The organism is Blautia glucerasea, from assembly GCF_013304385.1.
GTDB lineage: Bacteria > Bacillota > Clostridia > Lachnospirales > Lachnospiraceae > Blautia_A > Blautia_A ammoniilytica.
Genome location: NZ_JAAITU010000116.1, coordinates 1 through 1,572 on the forward strand (window position 1 = coordinate 1; position 1,572 = coordinate 1,572).

Below are 1,572 nucleotides of genomic sequence, written 5' to 3' on the forward strand. Positions count from 1 at the left end.
AAGGGCACTGAAAAAGTCTGATTCTAAAAAAGAATTGGGCTTTTTTTCGTATTTCCATTATAATAGAAATATAAGGAGGGAGCGGCTACCATGTTAAAAGATCATTCACAGTTACAATTATCATTGTCACCATATCAGGGGCTTTACGATGCAATCATTCCCGAAGATCATCTTTTGCGGAGAATAAAAGAAAATATAGATTTCAGCTTTGTAAATCCAATGCTTCGTAAGCAGTATTGTGAAAATTTCGGTCGCCCGGCGAAGGAACCGGAGATGATGTTTAAACTGCTTTTTCTGAAAAAGCTGTATGATCTTTCTGACGAAGCTCTAATAAGTAGCGCCCAGACGGACATGGCATATAAATTTTTCCTTAATCTGGAACCGGAAGCAAAAATGATAGATTCCAGTCTTCTTACAAAATTCAGAAAAACTCGTATTACAGAAGATATCTTAGAAGAACTACTGAAAGAAACCATTCAACAGGCACTAGACAAAAACCTGATCAAATCGGGAACCATTATCGTCGATTCCACTCATACACTTGCGTCTGTTCGGGCAAAATCCCCAACGCAGATTCTGCGAGATATGAGCAAACAACTCCGGAAAGAGATTTATAAAACAGCTTTTGAATTATCAGAGCAATTTCCTGAGAAACCATCTTTGGAAGCAGGGTTGGATGAAGAAATTGCCTATACTAAGGAACTCCTCCGGATTTTGGAGGAAGGAATAGAATCCTGTGGAAATGAAAAGATACAGAAACTTTCTCGGGAAATGAAAGAGCTGCTAGAAGATGAACGGCTCAAAGAGATCCGCTCCAAAGAGGATAAAGATGCACGATTCGGGCATAAAACGGCAACCAGTACGTTTTATGGATATAAAAATCACCTTGCGATGACAGAAGAACGTCTCATTGCAGGGATCAGTGTAACAGATGGAGGAGCGCCAGATGGGCAGGAATTACCAAAACTGATAGAAAAAGCAAAGGAAAATGGAATAAAAGTTACAGAAGTTATAGGCGATATGGCATATGTCAGTGATGATAATCTGGAAGTTTGCGGAAAAGAGATTACATTGATTGCCAGGACCAATACAGCAGTAGCTGCAGCAGCAAACGGAAACCTTGAGGAAGGTTTCTGCTTTAACAAAGATGCGGGGATGTTGCAGTGTCCTGCCGGAGAGCTTTCCACGCGTGTGGAAAAAAGAACAGCAAAAAACGGAAACACTTATTTAAGATATATATTTAGCAAAGTAAAGTGCCGGAAATGCTCACAAAGAGAAAACTGCCGTGTAGGGAAATCAAAGGCTAAAGAACGAAGCTACAGTATTACGCAAGCAAGCGAGAAAAATCTTGAACGGCTTAAATTTGAAGAAAGTGAATATTTTCAGGAGCGAATGAAGATTCGGCACAGGATAGAAGAAAAGAATGGAGAATTAAAGGAAGCTCACGGTTTGCGCAAAGCAGATTCGAGAGGTCTATTTGCTATGCATCTGCAAATGTATTTTACGGCATTTACAGCAAATGTAAAACGAATAGTAAGATTAGAAGAGCTGGCTATGGAGTAAGCCATAGCT

The 1,572-nt window shown here is 39.8% G+C and carries 1 protein-coding gene; it reads left to right on the plus strand.

Annotated elements, in window-relative coordinates; genetic code table 11:
- Window positions 1-90: 90 nt before the first annotated feature.
- On the plus strand, window positions 91-1,563 hold the full coding sequence (locus tag G5B11_RS18620) for an IS1182 family transposase (protein ID WP_158420906.1): 1,473 nt from the start codon (window positions 91-93) through the stop codon (window positions 1,561-1,563).
- Window positions 1,564-1,572: the final 9 nt, after the last annotated feature.